At 68.9% G+C, this 16,024-nt stretch carries 14 protein-coding genes; 6 read left to right on the forward strand and 8 right to left on the reverse strand.

Annotation, left to right across the window (positions count from 1 at the left end):
• Positions 1-8: 8 nt before the first annotated feature.
• Positions 9-1,265 (reverse strand): 1-deoxy-D-xylulose-5-phosphate reductoisomerase, encoded by a 1,257-nt coding sequence (dxr, locus tag ACWDEX_RS17920; protein ID WP_450464470.1) that lies wholly within the window; start codon positions 1,263-1,265, stop codon positions 9-11.
• Positions 1,266-1,468: 203 nt separating this feature from the next.
• Here dxr and ACWDEX_RS17925 point away from each other — a divergent pair, with 203 nt between their 5' ends.
• On the forward strand, positions 1,469-1,921 hold the full coding sequence (locus tag ACWDEX_RS17925; RefSeq protein ID WP_450464472.1) for a lamin tail domain-containing protein: 453 nt from the start codon (positions 1,469-1,471) through the stop codon (positions 1,919-1,921).
• Between the two features lie 63 nt (positions 1,922-1,984).
• Here the strand turns inward: ACWDEX_RS17925 and secA are convergent, their stop codons facing one another.
• From secA to ACWDEX_RS17940, 3 genes are all read right to left on the reverse strand, one after another.
• Positions 1,985-4,696, reverse strand: coding sequence for a preprotein translocase subunit SecA (secA, locus tag ACWDEX_RS17930; protein WP_450464473.1), 2,712 nt, complete (start codon positions 4,694-4,696; stop codon positions 1,985-1,987).
• A gap of 54 nt (positions 4,697-4,750) precedes the next feature.
• A complete protein-coding gene (locus tag ACWDEX_RS17935; RefSeq protein ID WP_450464474.1) occupies positions 4,751-5,236 on the reverse strand; it encodes a hypothetical protein in 486 nt (161 codons plus the stop codon).
• 139 nt (positions 5,237-5,375) lie between these two features.
• Positions 5,376-7,316, reverse strand: a complete 1,941-nt coding sequence (locus tag ACWDEX_RS17940; protein ID WP_450464475.1) for an acyl-CoA dehydrogenase family protein — start codon at positions 7,314-7,316, stop codon at positions 5,376-5,378.
• Between the two features lie 293 nt (positions 7,317-7,609).
• Here ACWDEX_RS17940 and ACWDEX_RS17945 point away from each other — a divergent pair, with 293 nt between their 5' ends.
• Complete coding sequence (locus tag ACWDEX_RS17945; RefSeq protein ID WP_450464476.1) at positions 7,610-8,191, forward strand: HD domain-containing protein; 582 nt, start codon at positions 7,610-7,612, stop codon at positions 8,189-8,191.
• Between the two features lie 61 nt (positions 8,192-8,252).
• Positions 8,253-9,194, forward strand: coding sequence for an aminoglycoside phosphotransferase family protein (locus tag ACWDEX_RS17950; RefSeq protein ID WP_450464477.1), 942 nt, complete (start codon positions 8,253-8,255; stop codon positions 9,192-9,194).
• A gap of 40 nt (positions 9,195-9,234) precedes the next feature.
• On the opposite strand, the gene ACWDEX_RS17955 is transcribed toward ACWDEX_RS17950, so the two are convergent.
• A complete protein-coding gene (locus ACWDEX_RS17955; protein WP_450464479.1) occupies positions 9,235-9,741 on the reverse strand; it encodes a GNAT family N-acetyltransferase in 507 nt (168 codons plus the stop codon).
• Between the two features lie 150 nt (positions 9,742-9,891).
• Here ACWDEX_RS17955 and ACWDEX_RS17960 point away from each other — a divergent pair, with 150 nt between their 5' ends.
• Positions 9,892-10,710, forward strand: coding sequence for a phospholipid scramblase-related protein (locus tag ACWDEX_RS17960; RefSeq protein ID WP_450464480.1), 819 nt, complete (start codon positions 9,892-9,894; stop codon positions 10,708-10,710).
• Between the two features lie 156 nt (positions 10,711-10,866).
• On the opposite strand, the gene ACWDEX_RS17965 is transcribed toward ACWDEX_RS17960, so the two are convergent.
• Positions 10,867-11,484, reverse strand: a complete 618-nt coding sequence (locus ACWDEX_RS17965) for a GNAT family N-acetyltransferase (RefSeq protein WP_450464481.1) — start codon at positions 11,482-11,484, stop codon at positions 10,867-10,869.
• Between the two features lie 676 nt (positions 11,485-12,160).
• Here ACWDEX_RS17965 and ACWDEX_RS17970 point away from each other — a divergent pair.
• The gene (locus tag ACWDEX_RS17970) at positions 12,161-13,327 is read left to right on the forward strand and encodes a UDP-N-acetylglucosamine--N-acetylmuramyl-(pentapeptide) pyrophosphoryl-undecaprenol N-acetylglucosamine transferase (protein WP_450464609.1); all 1,167 of its coding nucleotides are present in this window, start codon (positions 12,161-12,163) and stop codon (positions 13,325-13,327) included.
• Positions 13,328-13,339: 12 nt separating this feature from the next.
• Here the strand turns inward: ACWDEX_RS17970 and ACWDEX_RS17975 are convergent, their stop codons facing one another.
• Both ACWDEX_RS17975 and ACWDEX_RS17980 read right to left on the reverse strand, forming a co-directional pair.
• Positions 13,340-14,497, reverse strand: a complete 1,158-nt coding sequence (locus ACWDEX_RS17975) for a DegT/DnrJ/EryC1/StrS family aminotransferase (RefSeq protein ID WP_450464482.1) — start codon at positions 14,495-14,497, stop codon at positions 13,340-13,342.
• Entirely contained in the window at positions 14,494-14,835 is a 342-nt protein-coding gene (locus tag ACWDEX_RS17980) for a hypothetical protein (RefSeq protein WP_450464484.1), read from the reverse strand. Before ACWDEX_RS17980 ends, ACWDEX_RS17975 begins: the two co-directional genes overlap by 4 nt.
• Positions 14,836-14,948: 113 nt before the next feature.
• Here ACWDEX_RS17980 and ACWDEX_RS17985 point away from each other — a divergent pair, with 113 nt between their 5' ends.
• Positions 14,949-15,923, forward strand: coding sequence for an XRE family transcriptional regulator (locus ACWDEX_RS17985; RefSeq protein ID WP_450464485.1), 975 nt, complete (start codon positions 14,949-14,951; stop codon positions 15,921-15,923).
• Positions 15,924-16,024: the final 101 nt, after the last annotated feature.

Raw genomic sequence — 16,024 nt, forward strand, 5'->3', positions numbered from 1 at the left:
CAGGGTCGTCATGCATGGGCCTCCGCGGTTGCCGTCTGCGCCGTCAGTTCTCGGGCCCGGGCGCGTGCCCAGGTCTCCGCTTCGAGGACGTCCGCGACGGTCAGGGAAGTTCCCGCCCGGGGGGTTCCGTGCTCCTCCACCACCCGGATGACGGTCTCCATGATCCCGTTGAACGGCAGGCCGCCGTTCAGGAACGCGTCGACACACTCCTCATTGGCCGCATTGAACACCGCCGGAGCCGTGCCCGCGAGCTGTCCCACGTGCCGGGCGAGTCCCACCGACGGGAAGGCCTCGTTGTCGAGCGGGAAGAACTCCCAGGTCGACGCCTTGGTCCAGTCGATGGAGGGCGCCGCGTCGGGCACCCGCTCGGGCCAGCCGAGTCCGATGGCGATCGGCCCACTCATGTCGGGGGGCGTCGCGTGCGCCATGGTCGATCCGTCCGTGAACTCCACCATCGAGTGGACATACGACTGCGGGTGTACGACGACCTCGATGCGGTCGAAGGGGATGTCGTACAGCAGGTGTGCCTCGATCACTTCCAGGCCCTTGTTGACCAGGGTCGCGGAGTTGATCGTGATGACGGGGCCCATGGCCCAGGTCGGGTGGGCCAGCGCGTCCTTGGGCGTGACGTTCGCCATTTCCGCCTTCGTCCGGCCGCGGAACGGGCCGCCGGAGGCGGTGACGACGAGTTTGCGCACATCCGCGCGGGTACCACAGGCGAGGCCCTGGAAGAGGGCGGCGTGCTCGGAGTCGACCGGGATGATCTGGCCGGGCTTGGCGAGCGCCTTCACCAGCGGGCCGCCGACGATGAGCGACTCCTTGTTGGCGAGCGCGAGGGTGCGGCCCGCCTCCAGTGCGGCGAGCGTGGGCGCGAGGCCGATGGAGCCCGTGATGCCGTTCAGGACGGTGTGGCAGTCGGAGGCGGCGAGCTGGGTGGCCGCGTCGGGTCCGGTGAGGATCTCGGGCAGGGGCTCCGCCGGGCCGTACTGGGCCGTGAGTGCCTCACGCAGGGCCGGTACGACGTCCTCGCGCGCGACCGCGACCGTGCGCACGCGCAGCCGGTGGGCCTGCTCGGCGAGCAGTCCGACCCGGCCGCCGTTCGCGGAGAGTCCGGTGACGTTGAACCGGTCGGGGTTGCGCAGCACGAGGTCGACGGCCTGGGTGCCGACGGAGCCGGTGGAACCGAGGATCACGACGTCCCGCGTTCCGTCCACGGGGTCGTAGACGAGATGGGGGTCGGCAAGAGGGGCTGGACTGTCGCTCATCCCCCCATTGTTGCCGCACCTCGCCGCGGGAAGGACAGGGTGTCCCCAGAGCACGTGCTGCCGTATCGGACTCTGTTATCAGAGTCTGCCGCCGATTGAAGCGGAATCCCCCTCTGTGAAGCCCAAGTGAAGATCACGTGATAAACACTTCATTCCTGGCCGGTGAACGACCGGCCTGTGGACGACATCCTGGGGGGATCTCCATGCGTATACGCGCAGCCCTGCCCGCACTCGCGGGCGCCGTGGCCCTGGCGGGCACGGCGGTTCTGGCCACTCCGGCGCAGGCCGCCAGCGGTGTGACCATCTACCACGTCTGGTACGACAGCCCCGGCAAGGACGACCGCTCGAACAAGAGCCTCAACGCCGAATGGGTGCAGATCAAGAACAACGGCTCCTCGGCGGTCTCGCTGAAGGGCTGGATCCTGAAGGACGCCTCGAACCACAAGTACACGTTCCCCAACGTGAAAATCGGCGCGCACAAGACGATGAAGGTGCACACCGGCAAGGGCACGGACACGACGGCGGACAAGTACCAGAACCGCCGGGCGTACGTCTGGAACAACACGAGCGACACGGCGACGCTCACGAAGGCGAACGGGTCGAAGGTCGACTCGTGCTCGTGGACCAAGCCGGGGTCGGGCCACAAGTACTGCTGAACTCCGCACGTCCCGCTCGTCTCCGTGGGATGAGCCGGGGAACCACGGGAGGCTAGCGCCCCACTAGCGCCTGCGTCGGCGACGTTTGCGGGACCTGGACCTCCCCGATTGTCGCGGCGGCCCGGTGTCCTCGGGGGCCGCCGTGAACTCGCCCTCCACGACGCCGTCCGGTGTGTCCATCGTCGGGGCGCTGAAGCGGAGTCCGTCGGTGGCCGGACGGCGCACTTCCGCGCCGTCCGACTCCTCGCCGCCGACCTCCAGGTGGAAGGCGTACCCGACGGTCTCCTCCTTGACGGCGTCGACCATGGCGGTGAACATGTCGAAGGCCTCCCGCTCGTACTCGATGACCGGGTCCCGGCCCAGCGTCGAGCGCAGGTGGATGCCCTCGCGCAGGTAGTCCATCTCGGCGAGATGGTCGCGCCACTTACGGTCGAGGACCGTGAGCGCGATGCGCCGCTCCAGGTCCCGCAGGACCTCGGGGCCGAGTTCGGCCTCGCGCTCCCGGTAGGCCGCGTGGATGTCCGCCATCACGGCCTCGGCCAGATCGGCCCTGGTGAGGTAGGCGCGGTCACCTGCCCGCTCCTCAAGCTCCTCGGCGGTGACCCCTACCGGATAGAGCTGTTCGAAGGCGCCCCACAGCCGCTCCAGGTCCCACTCCTCGGGGAAGCCCTCGTCGGTCTCGTGCTCGATGTACGCCGCGACGGTGTCGTCCATGAAGTGCAGGACCTGGTCGTGCACGTCCTCGCCTTCCAGGAGGCGCCGGCGCTCGGCGTAGATCTGCCGGCGCTGCCGGTTGAGCACCTCGTCGAACTTCAGGACCTCCTTGCGGGACTCGAAGTGCTGCATCTCCAGCTGCGCCTGTGCGGAGACGATCGCGCGGGTGACCATCTTGTGCTCGATCGGCACCTCGTCTGGCACGTTCGCCATGGTCATCACCCGGTTGACGACATCGGCCCGGAACAGCAGCAGCAGATCGTCGTCGAGCGAGAGGTAGAACCGGGACTCGCCCGGATCCCCCTGGCGCCCGGAACGGCCGCGCAACTGGTTGTCGATGCGCCGGGACTCGTGGCGCTCGGTTCCCAGGACGTAGAGACCGCCCAGCTCCACGACCTCCTCGTGCTCCCGCGTGGTCTCGGCGGCGATGCGGTCGGCCGCCTCTCGGCGTTCCTCCGCGGTCATGTCCTCGGTCTGTCCGAGAAGCGCCAGCGCCTCCGGGTTCCCGCCGAGCATGATGTCGGTGCCGCGCCCGGCCATGTTCGTGGCGATCGTGACGGCGCCCCTGCGGCCGGCCTGGGCGACGATCGCGGCCTCCCGGGCGTGGTTCTTCGCGTTGAGCACCTCGTGCCGGATGCCCTGCCTCTGCAGCCGCCGGGACAGTTCCTCGGACTTCTCGACGGAGGTGGTGCCCACCAGGACGGGCCGGCCCGTGGCGTGCTTCTGGGCGATGTCGTCGACGATCGCCGCGTACTTCGCCTCCTTGGTGCGGAAGATCTTGTCGGGGTGGTCCAGGCGCCGATCCGGCTTGTTCGGCGGGACCGCGACCACGTGCAGCTTGTAGATCTTGAGGAACTCGGCCGCCTCCGTCATCGCCGTACCGGTCATGCCGGCGAGCTTGTCGTAGAGGCGGAAGAAGTTCTGCAGGGTGATCGTGGCGAAGGTCTGGTTCTCGCCCTGGATCGCCACGTTCTCCTTCGCCTCGATCGCCTGGTGCAGCCCGTCGTTGTAGCGGCGGCCCGGCAGGATGCGTCCGGTGTGCTCGTCGACGATCAGCACCTCGCCGTCCACGACGACGTAGTCCCTGCCCTTCAGGAAGTGCTGCCTGGCTTTGAGGGCGTTGTTCAGGTGGCTGAGGAGATGCGTGTGCTGCACCTCGAACAGTTCGTCGGCGCCGCGCTCGCTCTCCATGCCGAGCCCGTCCATCACCTTCTGCAGCCCGCGGTCCGTGACGGACACCGTCCGTTTCTTCAGGTCGTACTCGTAGTCGTGGCGGCGCCGCAGGTCCTCCTTCTCGTCCCGGCCCTCGGGCCCGGGGAACATCTCGTCCTGGATGCGCACCCCCTCCATGGGCCGCACGATCCGGGCGAAGGCCTTGTACCAGTTACCGGAGTCCTCCACGGCGGGCCCCGAGATGATCAGCGGTGTGCGTGCCTCGTCGATGAGGATCGAGTCGGCCTCGTCGACGACGGCGAAGTGGTGGCCGCGCTGCACCAGTTCGTCCTTCGACCGCGCCATGTTGTCGCGCAGGTAGTCGAAGCCGAACTCGGTGTTGGTGCCGTACGTGATGTCGCACTCGTACTGCGTGCGGCGCTCGTCCGGGGGCGACTGGGACTTGATGACGCCGACGGTCAGGCCCATGAACCGGTAGGCCCGGCCCATCCACTCGGCGTCCCGCCCGGCCAGGTAGTCGTTGACCGTGACGACGTGAACACCCTTGCCGGTCAGGGCGTTCAGATAGACGGGCAACGTGGCCGCCAGCGTCTTTCCCTCGCCAGTCCGCATCTCCGCGATGTTGCCGAGGTGCAGTGCCGCCCCGCCCATGATCTGGACGTGGAAATGGCGCATGCCAAGTGTCCGCCAGGCGGCCTCGCGTATCGCGGCGAACGCCTCCGGCAGCAGATCCTCAAGGCTCTCACCGGCGGCATGACGCTCCTTGAACTCCCGCGTGAGAGCTTTGAGTTCGTCGTCGGTGAGCTCCTCGAACACCTTCGCAAGGGAGTCGACGTGCTTGGCGATGCGCTCCAACTGGCGCAGTACGCGCCCCTCTCCGACCCGCATGATCCGGCTGGTTATTCCGTCAAGACCGAGACCCGGCACTGGAACGCCCCCCAACTACATCGCGTCCACGAGCATCCGTATCCAGCGGTTGGCGCGCTGGAGAATGTGGACGCCTTGCTGATTGGCCTTGATCACCTCACGCAGCACGGGGTCCTGGGCGAACTCCACGGCACTGCGGAAAAGCTGCTGAATGACGGGCCTTTCACCCGGCCGCCCGGCGTCGAGCAGGGCGTCGACGTCCCTCAGGTCGATTCTCCGGACGGGAATCGGGTCGAAGGAGGCGACCGGTGGCCTCGGTTCCTCGTCGACCACGGCGAGCGCGCAGTCGTTCAGCAGGACGGCCAGCGCGTCCCGGTGCGCCTCGAAGACCCCCGGAGCCATGGTGCGCGCTGTCTCGACAAGCGGCAGGACGTCGTTCCGCACGGTCCGCAGCGCATGGACCCGTTCCCCCTCGTCGAGCTGTCGGCGCGCCCGGTCGCGGGCGTGTGTCAGCAGCTCGGAGATTCTGTGAGCGTTTTCGTCCCCGTTTCTTTGGCGCATGCGCCGCCCCCGTTCGCCTTTTACTCATTCTCGTCGCGTGACTTCCGAGCGACAAGCAGCAGAATGACGGACGGGGCAGCGATCGGCCTGCGGGGTGAAATTCCTTGGAAGCGACGGAAGTTCACCCCGCGGAAAAGGGTCAGCGAATGGGGCGGTGGACGTTTTTCCGGCGTGCCGGGCCCGGTGTCGCGTCGGCGATCCACGGTCCGTCCCCGGACGGGTCCACGATCCCTTGTTCCAGCCATTCGTACGTCCCGGACAGGACGCCCTTGACCACCGTGCGGTCCAGGTTGTCGGTGTTGCTCCACAGGCGGCCGAAAAGTTCCTCGACACGGATGCGGGACTGCCGGCAGAAGGCGTCGGCGAGCTGGTACGCCTCGCGACCGTGCTGCCCCCTCCTGCGCAGGTGCTCGGCACGTACGCAGGCCGCGCTCATCGCGAACAGTTCGGCGCCGATGTCCACGATCCGACCCAGGAAGCCCTGCTTGGTCTCCATGCGGCCCTGCCAGCGGGACATGCCGTAGAAGGTGGAGCGGGCGAGCTTGCGGGCGCTGCGCTCGACGTACCGCAGGTGCGGCGAAAGGTCGACCTGCTGGTGGAACTCCCCGTACGCGCCCGGGAGCTGGCCCGGTCCGGCGACCAGCTTCGGCAGCCAGCGGGCGTAGAAGGCACCGGCGTTCGCCCCCGCCCTCGCCTTGTCGGCCAGGGACTTGTCCGGGTCGATCAGGTCACCGGCCACCGACAGGTGTGCGTCCACCGCCTCACGGGCGATCAGCAGGTGCATGATCTCCGTGGAGCCCTCGAAGATGCGGTTGATGCGCAGGTCGCGCAGGAGTTGCTCGGCCGGCACCGCCCGCTCGCCGCGGGCCTTGAGGGACGCCGCCGTCTCGAAGCCGCGGCCGCCGCGGATCTGGACCAGCTCGTCGGCCATCAGCCAGGCCATCTCGGAGCCGTACAGCTTCGCGAGGGCGGCCTCGATACGGATGTCGTTGCGGTCCTCGTCGGCCATCTGGGACGACAGGTCGAGCATGGCCTCCAGGGCGAAGGTCGTCGCCGCAATGAAGGAAATCTTGGAGCCGACCGCCTCGTGCAGCGCGACCGGCTTGCCCCACTGCTCCCGGGCCCCCGACCACTCCCGGGCGATCTTCAGACACCACTTACCGGAGCCCACGCACATGGCGGGCAGCGACAGCCGGCCGGTGTTCAGCGTGGTGAGCGCGATCTTCAGGCCCGCGCCCTCCGGACCGATGCGGTTGGCGGCCGGGACGCGGACGCGGTGGAAGCGGGTGACGCCGTTCTCGATGCCTCGCAGACCCATGAAGGCGTTGCGGTTCTCGACGGTGATGCCTTCCGACGCCGCCTCCACGACGAACGCCGTGATGCCGCCCTTGTGGCCCTCCGACCTCGGGACCCGGGCCATGACGACCAGCAGATCGGCGACCACGCCGTTGGTGGTCCACAGCTTCACGCCGTCGAGAACGTACTCGTCTCCGTCGGGTACGGCGGTGGTGGCAAGGCGGGCCGGGTCGGAGCCGACGTCCGGCTCGGTGAGCAGGAACGCCGAGATGTCGGTGCGGGCGCAGCGCGGCAGGAACGTGTCCCGCTGCTCCTGGGTGCCGAAGAGTTTCAGCGGCTGCGGTACTCCGATCGACTGATGCGCGGACAGCAGCGCGCCGATCGCCGGGCTCGCGGAGCCGGCCAGGGCGAGCGCCTTGTTGTAGTACACCTGGGTGAGGCCCAGGCCGCCGTACTTGGTGTCGATCTTCATACCGAGGGCGCCGAGCTCCTTGAGCCCGTCGATCGTCTCGTCGGGGATCTGGGCCTCGCGCTCGATGCGGGCGCCGTCGACCTGTGTCTCGCAGAAGTCGCGCAGCTTGGCCAGGAACTCCTCACCACGCTGCGCGTCCTCGTCGTCGGGCATCGGGTGCGGATGGATGAGGTCGAGCCGGAAGCGGCCGAGGAAGAGTTCCTTGGCGAAGCTGGGCTTGCGCCAGTCCTGCTGGCGCGCGGCCTCAGCGACCTGGCGTGCCTCACGCTCGGTGACGGTGGGCTTGGGAGTGGGAGCTGTTGGTGCGGACATGAGGCTCACCTCGCCGCGAATCGGGATCCGATGGGGCGTACTGCGGCCAAGATGACGTACAACCGCAAAGATCGCTGGACGGCGATCCCATGGACGTACGTTACCGACCGGTGCTACTCGATCGTTCGTACCCCATTTGGGGCGAGGTCACCAGTCCTCGCGCAGCCACGGGCCCGGGAAACAGCGTCAGCCGAGGCCCCTCTCGCCTTCCGGGACGGGCGCGGTGGGCGGTGTTGCGTCGGGGGGCCTTCCGGGGGACGGTTCGGGGTACATCCCCGCGAAAGGAGCCCACGGTGTCCGAGGACCTGAGCGCGGTGGCGCGATTCCTGTACGAGGCGGGAACGCTGAAGAACAGCGCACGCACCGGGTGGTGGATGGTGGGCGTGCACAACCCCGAGTCGGTCGCGGAGCACTCATGGCGCACCGCCCTCATCGCGACGATCATCGCCGGGCTGGAGGGCGCGGACCCGGCCAGGGCCGCGTTCCTCGCCGTGTGGCACGACTCCCAGGAGACCCGCACCGGAGACGTGAACCACCTCGGGAAGAGGTACGCGAGCACAGCCGACCCGCGCGAGATCACCGCGGACCAGGTCGCCGGCATGCCCGAGGTCCTCGCCGAGGCCGTGAAGGAGCTCGTCGCCGAGTACGAGGCGTCACAGAGCCCGGAGGCCGTCTGTGCCCGTGACGCCGACAAGCTGGAGTGCATGATCCAGGGAGTCGAGTACAAGGCCCAGGGCTACGAGAACGCTCAGCGCTGGATCGACAACAACCGTGGCCGCATCACGACGAAGACCGGTCATGCGCTCGCCGACGCCGTGCTGGAGACCGGCTCGCTGGACTGGCTGCGGGTGGCGCTCGGCGAGGAGCGGCGCTGACGCCAGTACCGCAACAGGCGACGTTTGCCCCGTCGCGGCGGCCGGCGCGTAGGGTGCCCCGATGACCGAAATGCCAGAGGAGTTCGCACGGAGCACTGTCGAGCGCGAAGGGGAGCCCGGTGCGGCATGGCTTGCCGAACTACCCGGGATCGTGGACGAGTTGCTGGAACGCTGGGGGTGCGTGCCGGACGGCGAGGTCATGCACGGGGGTGTCGGGATCGTCGTCCCGGTGCGACGGCATGCCGGAGGGACCGCTGTGCTGAAGGTGTCGTTTCCGCACCCCGGCAACGTCCATGAGCCGGACGCTTTCGAGGCGTGGGGCGGGCGCGGGGCGGTCTTGCTGCACGAGCGCGACGACGGGCGCTTCGCGATGCTGCTGGAGCGGGTACGGACCTCGACCCTGGCACAGGTCGAGGACGGCGACGAGGTGGTGACGGTCGCGGGGCAGCTCAATCACCGGTTGGCCGTTCCCGCGCCGCCCGGCCTGCCCCGACTGCGGGAGCAGGCCGACGCCTGGGAGGAGCGGCTGCGCAAGGATGCCGGGGAGCTGACGCACGCACTGCCGCGTGGGGTGGTGGACGCCGCCGTGGCGACCGTCCGCGAGCTGGGTCGCGCCCAGCCGGACACCCTCGTCCACGGGGACCTGCACGCCAGGAACATCCTGCGCGCCGACCGTGAGCCATGGCTGGCCGTCGACCCGAAGGGGTACGCGGGTGACCCCGCGTACGACGGCGGCACGCTGCTCAAGTCGCGCGCACTGACGCTCCTGGAGGCGGGCGACCTGCGCAAGGCCGTTCACCGGGTCCTGGACGTGTTCGCCGAAGCCGCGGAACTCGACCGCGAACGGGTCCTTCGCTGGGCCCAGTTCCATGCCGTCGAGGCCGCGTTCTGGGGTCGCCGTCACGGCTTCCGGGTTGCCCGCGGCGGATCACGACTGGCCTGGATCACCGCATTCGTGGACCACTTGGCGGAAATACTCACGGAACGCGCTCAAGGGCTGTGAATTCGTTCGAGGACCGGACCCTCGGGCCGACACCGTCGGGTCACACGGAGCGGCGCATGACCACCCGCGGCCACCGGTCCAGGCCGTGCGCCGCCTCCCGCGCACGGATGTCCCGGAGGCCGGGGCTGAGCACGGCGTCGTCGAGGGGCTGGAAGCCGCAGCGCGCGTAGTAGGGCGCGTTCCACGGGACATCGGTGAACGTGGTGAGGGTCAGGGCGGGAAGGCCGTCGGTCACCGCCCTGACGGCGGCGTGTTCCAGCAGCGACCGGCCGATACCGCGGCGCGCGCTGTCCGGGTGCACCGACACCTGTTCGATGTGGAGGTTGCCGTCGACGCGTTCGGCGATGAGGTAGGCCACCGGTACATCGGCGGAGTCGACCGCGACCCAGGCCAGCCCGGCCTTCTGGTAGTGGGCGAGTTCGTCGAGCGGGAGCGGCTCGTCGTCGGCGATCTCCGGCATGCCGATGTCGTGGAAACAGCGCCCGGCAGCTCGCTCGATGTCCTGGAGCAAGGGCAGTTCTTCGGTACGGACCGCTCGTATACGCATGACTCCATGGTGCCTTCGCGGTCCGTGCGTCGGTGAGGCGGCCCCGACGGACCGGGACCGCACCGCGAAGCTCATCGCCGTAGGCCAGGAGTTCGCCAGGATTGAGCCATCGGTGGTCGATTTCCGGTCGGCTCGCGGTACTGTGCGGCGGTGACCACGCATTCGAACACACCTGCAGGCTGGTACCCCGATCCGCACGGGGCGCCCCGGACGCTCCGCTACTGGGACGGCTCCCAGTGGACCCAGCACACGCAAGCCGACCAGCAGGTCCAGTCCGCGCCACAGGCGGCGCAGCAGGCCTCCGTCGATGCGCGCGTCCAGCGCCAGGTGCAGGTGCAGGCCGGGGTCGCCCCGAGCGGTGGCGGCGGCGGCACCATGTTCAGCGAGCCGGTGCTGGTGGTGAACCAGAAGGCCAAGCTGATCGAGCTGACGAACGAGTACAGCGTCTTCGACCAGAACGGCAACCAGATCGGTTCGGTCACGGAGGTCGGGCAGAGCGCGCTGCGGAAGGTGCTGCGCTTCCTCTCCAGCATTGACCAGTTCATGACCCACAGGCTGGAGATCCGCGACGCCTACGGGCAGCCGCAGCTCAAGCTGACCCGGCCCGCGAAGATCTTCAAGTCGCGGGTGGTCGTGGAGCGTCCGGACGGCCAGGTCGTCGGCGAGATCGTCCAGCAGAACGTGTTCATGAAGATCAACTTCGCGATGAACGTGAACGGCCAGAAGGTCGGCGCGATCAAGGCGGAGAACTGGCGCGCCTGGAACTTCGCGATCGTCGACCACGCCGACAACGAGGTCGCCCGGATCACCAAGACCTGGGAGGGCCTGGCGAAGACGATGTTCACCACCGCGGACAACTACGTCCTGCAGATCCACTACCAGCTGCCCGAACCGCTGCTGAGCCTGGTGGTGGCCGCGGCCCTGACCGTGGACACGGCACTCAAGCAGGACAGCCGGGGCCTCGGCTGAGGCACGGGGTGGCGGCCCCTGCCATCCGTGATGAAGCGGACAGCCGGGGCCGCGCCACACTCGGCAACCGTTCCGTGGCGACCCGTACGTCGAGCCCGTCGTCCGCTACGAGCGACGGCGCTACTCGCGGTCGTCAACGGGTGGCCATGCCCGAGACTAGGAACCGGCCGGGTGGTGCGGTTCGCGCCACATGGCCCACAGAACCGGCCCGTTCTCCGGTAGCCGCAGCTCCTCGCGCACGGTGAAGCCGAAGTGCTCGTAGAAGGGGAGGTTGGACGGCTTGGAGGACTCCAGGTAAGCGGGCAGGCCGGCTTCGTCGGCCTTGGCCAGCCCCGAGCGCAGCAGGGCGGCTCCGTGCCCCTGGCCCTGGGCGGCCGGGTCGGCGCCGATCAACGCCAGGTACCAGTGCGGTTCCTGGGGTGTGTGCTTGGCGACCGTCTCGATCGTGTCCCTGAACAGGGGAGCTCGGTCACCAAGGATGTTCAGGAGCTCCTGAACGGTCTCCGCGTCGGGAACGGCCTTGGCCTGCGCCTCCGGCGGCACCCAGAAGGCGGCTGCCGAGTCGGTGCGCTCACATACGGCGTGATGGACGTACTGCCGGGTGAAGATCGTGGTGAAATAGCGGCCCATCGCCGCCTCGCGCGAGGCGCCTTCGGTGAAGAACCCGCGCATCATCGGGTCGTCATCGAAGGCGCGAGCCAAGGTGCGACTGATCAGCGGAGCATCGTCGATCGTTGCCGTCTTCGGGGTAACGGTTATTGACATACGGGTCATTCTGCACCCCGATGATCTTGGTCGACGGGGTGGGGTCCGGTCGGCCACCAGGGGCAACGGGGCCGCACTATGACGGGAGTTGCGTACCCCGCGATGATCCCGCGGTGCTCCCGCGACCCCGAAGAGCCGGCCAAGAATCGACTGTTTCCACAGGTCAGCGGGTATCAACGACAACGGCCGAAGCCCCCGCACAGTGGGTTATTCGCAGCGCGCTGACCTGCGGTTTTCCTCCGACCTGCGCAAACGCTCGCCGGTTCGGCCCGTCTCACCCCGTTTCGGCGCGTCTCAAGCCGTCTCAGCCCGCTGCCGTGTTCCCGTGGGAACACGGCAGCGGGAACACCAACACGTTTTCGCCCTGCCCTGCGGACACCCGCTCCGGCACTCCATGTCGGCGGAAAGCAGCCCCTCCTCCGCCTCCCCTATTGCCGGGCGGACACGGCAGCGACCCCTCATGCCCCACTCCGCGGCGTCGAAGTGGAAGCGATCGGTTACGCCACGCGTGGCGATGCGTTCGGCGATCAGCCCTGGATCAGCGGTGTGAACCCATTGCACGTCTGCTTCGTTTCGTCTTCCGCTGGCGAGTCCGTCTCGTGGAACAGGCCTGACACCGGGGGTGGGTCGGCGGCGCTACTGTGTCAACCCGCCTGAACTCCGCCAGATTTGGAGCTGCCCCCACGTGAACAGCGTCGATCCTTTTCGTCTCGTCGTTACTGGCGGCGGGACTGGTGGGCACACGTACCCCGCGCTGACCGCAGTGCGTGCTCTGCAGACGCGACTGGCCGCTGACGGCAGGGCACTGGAGGCTCTCTGGATCGGAACGGCCGACGGCTTGGAGGCACGCGTGGCCCCGGCCGAGGGCATTCCGTTCACGAGTGTGGCGACCGGAAAGATCCGCCGCTCCAGCAATCCGCTGAAGCTGGCCTCGCCAGCGAACGTCCGCGACATGGCACGGGTGCCGCTCGGTGTGATGCAGGCCCGGAAGGCCATCGACAAGTTCCGGCCGGACGTGGTGCTCGCGACAGGCGGCTACGTCGCGGTGCCGGCCGGGCTCGCTGCGCGGATGTGCCACCGGCCGCTCGTGCTGCACGAGCAGACGGTGCGGCTGGGACTGGCGAACCGGAAGCTCGCGGCGTCGGCTGCGCGAATCTGCGTGTCGTCGGAGTCGACGCTCTCTCTGCTGGGGGAGTCGGTGCGGCAGGTCGCGGTGGTAACAGGGAACCCGGTGCGGCCGGAAGTCTTGGCGGGGCACGCGGACAAGGCAGTCCAGGCGCTGGGGCTGTTCGGTTTCGACCGGCAATTGCCGACCGTGTACGTCACAGGCGGTGCCCAGGGAGCGCAGCAGATCAACGAACTGATCGGTGAGGTGCTGCCGTGGCTGCTGGGGATGGCAAACGTGATCCACCAGAGCGGTCCGGACAACGTGGACGGCCTGCGGGCACGGGCTGCCGGGCTGCCCTCCGAGCTGCAGGGCCGCTACCACCCGACAGGCTTCGTGGGCCCGGAGCTGCCCGACGTCCTGGCCCTCGCGGATGTGGTGGTTTCCCGCAGCGGCGCGGGGACGCTCGCGGAGCTGACCGCGCTGGGCAAGCCGGCTGTGTTCGTGCCGCTGGCGTCGTCGGCGGGCAACGAGCAGGCGTACAACGCGCGGCATCTGCAGGAGGCCGGGGCCGCAGTTGCGCTCGAAGGCGATGTGACGGCCGACCGGATGCGGGAAGCAGTGGGTCCGCTCTTGGCCGATGCCCACTTGCGGGGGGCGATGGCGGAGCGGGCTCGTGCGCACGGCCGTCCGGACGCGGCCGACAGGCTCGTGGACGAGATCCTGTCCGTTGCCGCGTCCGGCTGACCAGCTTTCAGGTCAGGAACTTGCGCATGATGCGGCTCCCACGGTCTGGAGGGCCTGTCCGAGGGCGGTTGCGACCTGGTCGACGTCCGTCTCGGTGAGGTGTTGGTGGAAGGGCAGCGTCAGGATCTCCCTCGCGACTTGCTCGGTAGCGGGCAAGTCGCGCCGCCAGGTGGCGAAGGCCGGCTGGAGGTGGTTGGGCGGGTAGTGGACGCCCACGCCGATGCCCTGGGTCCGCAACTGCGCGAACACCTCGTCCCGGTGAGGGATGCGGACCTGGCACAGGTGTGGCACAGATCGGTCGGGGTCGACGTCGACCATGGTGACGCCGTCCAGTGGAGCGAGTACACGCCGGTATGTGCGCCAGAGGCTTTGGCGGGTGCGCTCGGTGTTCTCGAAGTGAGCGAGTTGGGCCAGGCCGATGGCGGCGTTGATGCCGGACATCTGGTAGCGCAGGCCGAAGTCTTCCACGCGGTAGCTGGTGACGTTCGCGCGTTCCGCCTGGGACTGGACGACGCCGAGAAGCCGCAGCCGGCGGACGGTGTCGGCTTCGTGGCGGGTGCGCGGGACGACCATGCCGCCCTGGCCGCAGGTGAGGTTCTTGATCGGCCCGAAGGAGAAGCAGGTCAGGTCACCGGTCGCGCCGACGCGCCGGGCGCCGTAGCGAGAGCCGAAGGCGTGCGCAGCGTCCTCGACGATGACGATGCGCCGCTTGCTCAATTCCTTGCGGATGGGAGTGAGGTCGACGGCCCGGCCGCCGAACAGGACGGGGAGGACGGCGGCCGTCTTGTCGGTGACCGCCTCCATGACGAGCTGGTCGGTCACGCACAGCGTGGCGGGGTCGATGTCCACGAACCGCGGAATCGCGCCGACGGCGAGGACCGCCTGGACGGTCGCGCAGAACGTCATGCTGGGGACGATCACCTCCTGGCCGGCACCGATCTCGGCGGCGAGCAGCGCCGTGTGCAGGGCGGCCGTGCCGGAGGTGACGGCCACGGCGTCGCGGACGCCGAGGAACTCGGCGACCTTCCGCTCGAACCGCTCGGTGACGTCCGTGTGCCCGTACTGCCCGGACTGGAGGACGTCGGCAACCGCGGTGGTCTCTTCCCCGTACAGGTACGGGCTGGCGTTGCGCCGGGCATCCGGCCTCGGCGAGTTGGTATGCGTGGTCACTTCGCCTCCGTGTTCGGCCGGATGATCGGTCGAATCAGCGCGCTGGCCGTCTCCAGGGCCGAGGATGCGTCCGCAGCCGACGGCCCGGCGGCGACGAGCAGGCCGATCTTGTGGCCGGAATGGTCATGCGGCCGTACGAGGTCGCCCGGCTTGGCGTACAGCTCGACATCGGTGATCCAGGGGGTGTTGCGGGTGTCGGCGACACCCTCCCACCTGACCAGCTCGCCTTCCACGGCGAGCGGTGAGCCGATCAGCTCCAGCGCCGCATGCGCGGCGCGCGTTGGCGTCAGGTGGCCGCCGAACGGCTCACCGAGCGCGAGCGCGATGAGCGCACGCACGACGTCCACTCCATAGGCGGCCGCGAGCAATCGCGGGACGCCGTCACCGCCGAGACGTGCGTTGGCCTCGATGACGCGCTCCCGGCCGTCGTAGGCAGCTGCTGACAGGGGTCATGGCAGCGGGAGCGACAGCCGTCGTGGGCGCCCGGCCCGCCTCGGCCGCACCGGTGCCCGACCTCGAAGAGTCGCTATTCCGCCTCCCACAGGCCGCGCCCGTGCCGCTGCCCCAGTTGATCGGGCAGATCGCAGCCGCACGGCGGGACTACTGCGCCACCCAATACACCAGTCTCGGCCACGAGCTGCCCCAGCTGATCGCGTCAGCGGAAGCCACCAGAGACGCCTCGACCGGCCGCGCCCGCGACACAGCGCACTTGGTGGTCGCCCGCGCGTACGTGCTGGCCGCCAAACTCGCGACCAAGCAACACAGCGACGCGGCGTGGGTGGCCGCCGACCGCGCCCTGTACGCCGCACGCTCCAGTGGAATCCCGGTCGCAGTCGGGGAGGCCTCCCGCATGCTGGCGATCGCCATGCGCCGATCCGGCCGACCTGCAGCCGCGGTACACCTGCTCACCCAAGAGGCCGCAGACCTGGATACCTCGCAGGACAAAACTGGAGCAGTCCGTACAACACTGCTGCTGACCGGGGCATACTCGGCGGCCACAGGCGCAGACCGGTCGACGGCATTGACCCTCCTACAGGAGGCCGAGCAGGAGGCGGACCGCAGGCCGGCAGTGTCGGGGCTGTTCACCGTGGAGGCCTCCCGGACACAGGTGGACGCGTACCGGATCAGCGTGCTCAACGCGCTCGGCACCCCGGACGAGGCCGTCGCGGTCGCGGCCCAGCTCAACATGAGCCACATGCCCAACGCGGAACGGCGCGCACGAGCCTGGACCGACATCGCCCGCATGTGGAACGCACTTGGGAACGGGTCACAGACATTCGAGGCCCTGCAGCGGGTCGAGCAAGAGGCACCGCAGGAAGTCCGTCGGCCCGCCCTGCGGGCGCTGACGGCCGGACTTCTGTATGGGCCGGTCCGTGTGGAAGGCGTGCGGGAGTTCGCGAGGCGTACCGGGGCTCTGGCCAGCTGAGCCGCCTACTCGGAGCGCCAGGTGTTCCACCCTGGCGGCACCGCAGGCCCTCTCACAGGCACAGGGTCGCCGCATGGTGGGGGCAGCACAGTGTACGGCTG

Source organism: Streptomyces sp. NPDC001020, assembly GCF_053599115.1.

What these genes read in the sequence shown, in the direction of transcription:
- dxr (WP_450464470.1), bottom strand. Translation starts at nt 1,265, where the DNA reads ATGAGCGACAGTCCAGCCCCTCTTGCCGACCCCCATCTCGTCTACGAC.
- ACWDEX_RS17925 (WP_450464472.1), top strand. Translation starts at nt 1,469, where the DNA reads ATGCGTATACGCGCAGCCCTGCCCGCACTCGCGGGCGCCGTGGCCCTG.
- secA (WP_450464473.1), bottom strand. Translation starts at nt 4,696, where the DNA reads ATGCGGGTCGGAGAGGGGCGCGTACTGCGCCAGTTGGAGCGCATCGCC.
- ACWDEX_RS17935 (WP_450464474.1), bottom strand. Translation starts at nt 5,236, where the DNA reads ATGCGCCAAAGAAACGGGGACGAAAACGCTCACAGAATCTCCGAGCTG.
- ACWDEX_RS17940 (WP_450464475.1), bottom strand. Translation starts at nt 7,316, where the DNA reads ATGTCCGCACCAACAGCTCCCACTCCCAAGCCCACCGTCACCGAGCGT.
- ACWDEX_RS17950 (WP_450464477.1), top strand. Translation starts at nt 8,253, where the DNA reads ATGACCGAAATGCCAGAGGAGTTCGCACGGAGCACTGTCGAGCGCGAA.
- ACWDEX_RS17955 (WP_450464479.1), bottom strand. Translation starts at nt 9,741, where the DNA reads ATGCGTATACGAGCGGTCCGTACCGAAGAACTGCCCTTGCTCCAGGAC.
- ACWDEX_RS17965 (WP_450464481.1), bottom strand. Translation starts at nt 11,484, where the DNA reads ATGACCCGTATGTCAATAACCGTTACCCCGAAGACGGCAACGATCGAC.
- ACWDEX_RS17985 (WP_450464485.1), top strand. Translation starts at nt 14,949, where the DNA reads ATGGCAGCGGGAGCGACAGCCGTCGTGGGCGCCCGGCCCGCCTCGGCC.